Origin of the sequence: Streptomyces purpurogeneiscleroticus, assembly GCF_020024005.1 — a bacterium.
Lineage (GTDB): Bacteria > Actinomycetota > Actinomycetes > Streptomycetales > Streptomycetaceae > Streptomyces > Streptomyces purpurogeneiscleroticus.
The window spans coordinates 1-6219 of record NZ_NHSG01000033.1 but is presented as its reverse complement, the minus strand read 5'-3'; the positions used below and the strand labels follow the sequence as shown (position 1 = coordinate 6219).

At 69.8% G+C, this 6219-nt stretch carries 5 protein-coding genes; 3 read left to right on the top strand and 2 right to left on the bottom strand.

All coding sequences use genetic code 11. The features are described 5' to 3' along the window. Positions 1-342: 342 nt before the first annotated feature. A complete protein-coding gene (locus tag CCS38_RS00905) occupies positions 343-969 on the bottom strand; it encodes a LysE family translocator (RefSeq protein WP_223731248.1) in 627 nt (208 codons plus the stop codon). Positions 970-1060: 91 nt separating this feature from the next. Further along, a complete protein-coding gene (locus tag CCS38_RS00900) occupies positions 1061-2653 on the bottom strand; it encodes a DUF1254 domain-containing protein (protein WP_223731247.1) in 1593 nt (530 codons plus the stop codon). Positions 2654-3026: 373 nt separating this feature from the next. Between CCS38_RS00900 and CCS38_RS00895 the strand changes: the two genes are divergently transcribed. The 3 genes from CCS38_RS00895 to CCS38_RS00885 all read left to right on the top strand — a co-directional run. Beyond that, positions 3027-3704, top strand: coding sequence for a FadR/GntR family transcriptional regulator (locus CCS38_RS00895; RefSeq protein ID WP_223731249.1), 678 nt, complete (start codon positions 3027-3029; stop codon positions 3702-3704). Continuing rightward, complete coding sequence (locus tag CCS38_RS00890) at positions 3701-5140, top strand: amino acid permease (RefSeq protein ID WP_223731246.1); 1440 nt, start codon at positions 3701-3703, stop codon at positions 5138-5140. Before CCS38_RS00895 ends, CCS38_RS00890 begins: the two co-directional genes overlap by 4 nt. Positions 5141-5205: 65 nt before the next feature. Continuing rightward, positions 5206-6219 (top strand): asparaginase (locus CCS38_RS00885; RefSeq protein WP_223731245.1); only part of this gene is annotated, 1014 nt, incomplete at its 3' end.

The window sequence follows — 6219 nt, the reverse complement described above, 5'->3', positions numbered from 1 at the left end:
TCCCTCCCCCCGGGAGGCCCCCGTCTCCGCACCGCGCATGACATTTCGGCTGTGCCGGCGCCAGTTGAGTAATCCATCCGGGCAGCACGGAACCGCCCCATAGATCATCATTTGTCGCTTCGTGTCATGGCATGCGAAGCAGGGTCAATCTAAACCATCGGGGCCCGTCTGAAGAGAGGGATGTGTGGGTTTTGTGCTCAAGATTTGGAGACGATTCGACAAACCAGTGACGGACCAGTGACCACTCGCGGGTGCTCCGATGGCGCAGACAGCCTTGTGACCTGCGACAACGGGTGTTCTCCGAGTTGACCGAAAACTGTGTGGCGGCTAAACCGGGCAGGCTCAGCTTTCCGCCGCTGTCCGCACCCCGAAGGCCACCAGTACGGCTCCTGCCAGGCGGCTCATCCCCCGCCGGAATCGAGGTGTGTCGATTGCCGTGCGCGCGGTGGCGATCACTGATGTCCAGAACAGCAGCCATACCAACACGACGGTTATATGTGCGATCGCAAGCGTGGCAATCTGGGGCCCGACAGGGCGGGTGGAGGTCAGAAACTGCGGCACCAGGGTGAGATACACCGACGCGGCCTTCGGATTGAGGACGTTGGACCACAGTCCCTGGCCGAATCCTCCGAGTTGGGCCCACGGCAGGCGCCACCGCCCGCGTGCCGCAGGTTCCACGCCTCGACGTGCAGAACGCCACGTCGTCACACCCAGCCAGATGAGATAGACACCGCCCAGGAGCTTCACCATCGTCAGCGCCCGAGCCGACGACATGACGAGGGCGGACAGACCGACCGCGGCAAACGTCGCATGGACCAAGAGCCCGCACGCCGAGCCGAATGCGACGCGCACACCATCCACTCGCGAACCAGCAAACACCTGCTGCGTGACCAGCGTGAAGCTCGTGCCGGGAATCAATGTCAGGGGTATGACCGCGGCCATGAAGCCGAGCACCGGATGCCACTGCACACGACGAGCCTACGCAGGGCCGCAACGCGGCGTACGCGACGTGGCGTACGCCGCGCATGCGGCCGGTGTCACCGTCACGGGGACGTTGCCGTCAGGAGCGGGAGGCCGTCCCGTGGCGACGGGCCAGGACGATCAAGGCGCCTCCGGTGGCCAGGCACAGCGCGGCGCCGGCGGCGAGGAATCCCACCCCGTCGTCGCCGGTGCGGGCCAGTTCGTCCGGAGCGGCGGGGCCGCTCGCGGTGATGACCGGCGGCGGGGTCCAGGTACCGGCGAGCACGGACTGCCGCGGCCAGTACATGCGGAGCATCACGTTGAACGGCCCTGTGGGTGCGGGCAGCCAGTTGGCCTGTTTGCCGGCTGCCGGCGGGTCGTGCTGAATGTAGATGTCCACGGAGTTGTCGCTGTTGGGCCTGGGCTTGACCGTGTGGCCGATCTCGTAGCGGTTGAGGGCGTTGGGCACGAGGAAGCCCTGCTGGTCGTACATGGTCAGGGACCAGAAGGCGTTCGCCGGCGGGGTGCGGCCGGGCGGGAAGTGGAGGGTGTACCGGCGTTCACCGGTCAGCTGCCGGCCCTTGCTGTCGGTGAAGACGGTGGGGTAGACGGCGTCCTGAGGCAGGTTGGCGCCCAGGCCCTGCCAGGCCGTGGCGGCCCGGCGCAGGTAGTCGGTCCCGTAGCGGCCGAGGTCGGTCGCGACCCGCCAGCCGTTGACGTCCTCGCCGAGGCCGGACACCGCTTTCTGGATCTTCTGCTGGCCCGCGGTGACGGCTTCACGCAGTGCCCGTGCGGTGGCCGTTCCCTTCGCGTTGATGTCGAACGGCTTGCCCGGGCTGATGCCGAGCCGTTTCAAGGTGGCGGCCATGGGGGCGTCCGCCGGGACGGCCGGATTGGTCGCCATGGCCGAGGCCAGCCGGGAGAAGAACGCCGTGGCGTCCATGCGGGCGACGCGGTCCGCCGGCGGGGTGGTGGGCACGGACGGGTCGACCCGGCCCGCGGGCGGGGTGTAGGCACGGCCGTACCGGCTGAGCGGCGTCAGGGTGTACTGCGCCGCCAGGGCGCGTACGGCGGGGAGGTCCGCAGGGCCGTTGAGCTGGGTGCGCCCGATGATCCAGGCGGAGTCGGTCGGGGACTTGATCCGCTTGACACCGGCAGGGAGGGTGCCGTGCCACTCGGGCCCGGTGACGGCGAAGTCCCCCGCCTTGGTGCCGGTGGTCCGTTTGCCCGGCGAGGCGATGACGTCCGTCCATGCGCTGAGGATCGGCATCAGGTAGTAGCGGCCCCGGGTGTCGGGCACGTGCAGGACCACCGGCCCGGCCTTCAGGTCCAGCCAGGCCGAGGAGTACAGGGTGTCCACATTGGGTGAGACCACCGTCCTGAACTCGGGGCTGGGAACGTTGTCCGCCGTGGCGAACCGGTTGACCGGCGCCTGGAGGGTGGCGGCGTTCGGGCGGGCGACATTGGTGCTCAGCTGCCGCGTGGCCTGGGTCAGGACCAGGGGGTAGCCGTAGACGTAGGCGTTCACCACGTCGGCGGCAACACCGGCGGCGGGCGGGGCGTCACCGCCCGAGGGTGCCTGCCGGACGGCGTCCGCCTGGCCGGCGCTCGCCCACAGCAGCAGGGTGGTCACGGCGGCGGCAGCGGCGCTCCGTCGCAGCTTTCCGGGAGGGAAGGGTGGTGTGACGTGCATGAGGTTTCCTCCTCACACGGGAGGCACGGGCACCGGGATCGGTGTCCCGAGCGAAGGCCGCGGCCGCTCCGCGAGGGAGCGGCCGCCTGCTGGGCCTAACCGCGAATTGAACACCACGTACGGTCCGCGCTCTGCACCTCGAACCCGCCATACCGCCGCACGGCAGGCACGGCGGATGTCCGCTGCGAATTCCCCCCGAGCGAGGGGCGGGGTTCGGGTGAAGCGCCGGGCACGCTGTGCACCTGCAGCTTCACCTTCTCTTCAGTCCCGGGAAGCCAAGTCTTGACACCGCCGTCGCACAGCCCGCAGGATCACCCCCATGGACCTGTCAGACAGCCAGACAGGTGGCCGGATGCCGCGGCGCGTCAGCGCGATGGAAGCGGTGCTCGCCCACCTCCGGGGCGCCATCGAACGCGGCGAGTACGCCATCGGCGACAAGCTTCCCTCCGAAGCGGAGCTGTGCCGCACTCTGGAGGTCAGCCGGCCCGTGCTGCGCGAGGCGCTCCGGGCCATGCAGACCATGGGCCTGACCGTCTCCAGGACCGGCAAGGGCACCTTCGTGGTCGCGACCACCGTCGAGGACCCCACTTTCGGCGACTACGCGGCCAGCGACCTGCTGGAGGTGCGCCGCCACATCGAGATTCCGGTGGCCGGTTACGCGGCACTGCGCCGCACCCCGGAAAACCTGGACCACCTGTCCCGCCTCCTCGACCGGATGGAGCGGGAGACGGACACCACCGCGTGGGTCGCGATGGACAGCCTCTTCCACCTCACCGTGGCCGAAGCGGCCCAGAACCCGGTTTTCCGCCGGGTCATCGAGGAGATCCGCGACGCACTGGCGCGTCAGTCGGCGTTCCTCAACGACCTGGGCGGCCGGCGCGAGCGATCCAATCAGGAGCACCGGGCGATCGTCGAGGCGCTGATCGACGGTTCCGAGCACGACGCGGTGGCGGCCATGTCCCACCATCTCGACCGCGTCGACACCACCCTCACCGACATCGTGCGCCCCACACGTACGGACATACCTACGGAAGGCAGACCCGAGGCGTGAGCGAACAGCATCTCAAAGACGAGACGCGCCCCTCGTCCGGCCACATCGACGCCGGAGACGCGGGTTACAGCAAGTCCCTGAAGTCCCGGCACGTCAACATGATCGCCATCGGCGGTGCCATCGGCACCGGCCTCTTCCTCGGCGCCGGCGGCCGGCTCGCCGACGCAGGACCGTCCCTTTTCCTCGCGTACGCCGTCTGCGGCCTGTTCGCCTTCCTCGTCGTACGGGCCCTCGGCGAACTGGTCCTGTACCGCCCCTCCTCCGGCGCCTTCGTGTCCTACGCCCGTGAGTTCATGGGCGAGAAGGGCGCGTACACCGCGGGCTGGATGTACTTCCTCAACTGGGCGACCACCGGCATCGCCGACATCACCGCCGTGGCCACCTACACCCACTACTGGGGCATGTTCTCCGACATCCCGCAGTGGGTGATCGCCCTCATCGCCCTGGCCGTGGTCCTCACCGTGAACCTCATCTCGGTGCGGATCTTCGGCGAACTGGAGTTCTGGTTCGCCATCATCAAGGTCGGCGCACTGGTGCTCTTCATGTGTATCGGCATCTTCCTGCTGGTCACCCAGCAACCGATCGACGGCACCACGCCCGGCCCCTCCCTGATCACCGACAACGGCGGCATCTTCCCCGGCGGCCTGCTGCCCATGCTGCTGATCATCCAGGGCGTCGTGTTCGCGTACGCCTCCGTCGAACTGGTCGGCGTCGCGGCCGGGGAGACCGAGAACCCCGAAAAGATCATGCCGAAGGCGATCAACTCGATCATGTGGCGAGTGGGCGTCTTCTACGTCGGCTCGGTCGTCCTGCTGTCGATGCTGCTGCCCTGGACCGCGTACAGCGCCGACGAGAGCCCCTTCGTGACCGTGCTGTCCCGCATCGGCGTCCCGGCGGCCGGCGGCGTGATGAACCTCGTCGTGCTCACCGCGGCCATGTCCTCGCTCAACTCCGGCCTGTACTCCACCGGGCGCATCCTGCGCTCCATGGCCGTCAGCGGCTCGGCGCCGCGGTTCACCGCCCGTATGAGCCGCAGCCAGGTGCCGTACGGCGGCATCCTGCTCACCAGCAGCATCTGCGTCCTCGGCGTCGGCCTCAACTACGTGGTTCCCGCCGACGCGTTCGAGATCGTGCTCAACTTCGCGGCGATCGGCATCCTCGCCACCTGGGGCATGATCATGATCTGCCACCTGCTCTTCTGGCAGAAGACCCAGAAGGGCGAGCTCACCCGCCCCGGCTTCCGGCTGCCGGGCTCCCCCTGGACCGAAGTCGTGACGCTGGCGTTCCTCGCCTCCGTCCTGGTCCTCATGTACGCCGACGGCGGCGCCGGCCGCACCACCGTGCTGTGCCTGCCGCTGATCATCGGAGCGCTGGTCGCGGGCTGGTACGGCATCCGCGGCCGTATCGGGCGCGCCGCCACCGGGACCGACGCGTGACCCGCGTACCGGTTCACGACGGCCCACCGTCCACGACGACCCACCCCTGGTCGAGAGAGACACAGATGCACCACCCGCAGAATCGTTCCTTCGCCGATGCGTCCGACACGGACGCACGGCCCCTCGCGGCGGCACCTCCCCTCCGCGAACCCCGCCACGCCCCCGTCGCCCACGTCCTCCGTGGCGGGCTGGTCGAGGGCCTCCACCACGGCTCCGTCGTCGTCCTCGGTGCCGACGGCGAGGTCCGCTTCCGGCTCGGTGACACGGAAGCCGCCTGCTATCCGCGCTCGGCCCTCAAGCCCGTTCAGGCCGTCGCCATGGTGCGGGCCGGGCTCCCGCTCGACGGCGAACTGCTCTCCCTCGCCGCGGCCAGCCACTCCGGCGAGGAACGCCACCTCGCCGGAGCCCGGCGGATCCTCGATCTCGCCGGAGCCGCCGAGGACGACCTGCGCAACGTCCCGGACCTGCCGTACGACCCGGCCGTCCGTGACCTCTGGGTCCGCGAGCACCGCCCGGCCTCCCGGCTCGCCCAGAACTGCTCCGGCAAGCACGCCGCGATGCTCTACACCTGCCTGCTCAACGGTTGGCCGCTGGAGAGCTACCTCGCTCCCGCCCACCCGCTCCAGACAGTGATCGCCGAGACCGTCGAGGACCTCACGGGGCAGCACATCGCGCAGGTCACCGTCGACGGCTGCGGCGCCCCGCTGTTCGCCGTCTCCCTGCACGGCCTCGCCCGCGCCGCCGCCCGCATCACCACCGCCGCGCCCGGCACCGCCGAGGCGCGCGTGGCGGACGCCATGCGCGAGTACCCCGAGACGGCCTCCGGCGCCGGACGGGACGTCGCCGCGCTGATGCGTGCGGTTCCCGGGCTGCTGGCCAAGGACGGCTTCGAAGGCGTCCAGGTCGCCGCGCTGCCGGACGGCAGCGCCATCGCCGTGAAGATCGCCGACGGGGCGAACCGGGCGCGCATACCCGTCGCCGCTGCCGCCCTGGCACACGCGGGCGTCGATCCGGAACTCCTCACCGCGTTCGCCGGGGAGCCGATGCTCGGCGGCGGCCGGCCCGTCGGCAGCGTACGA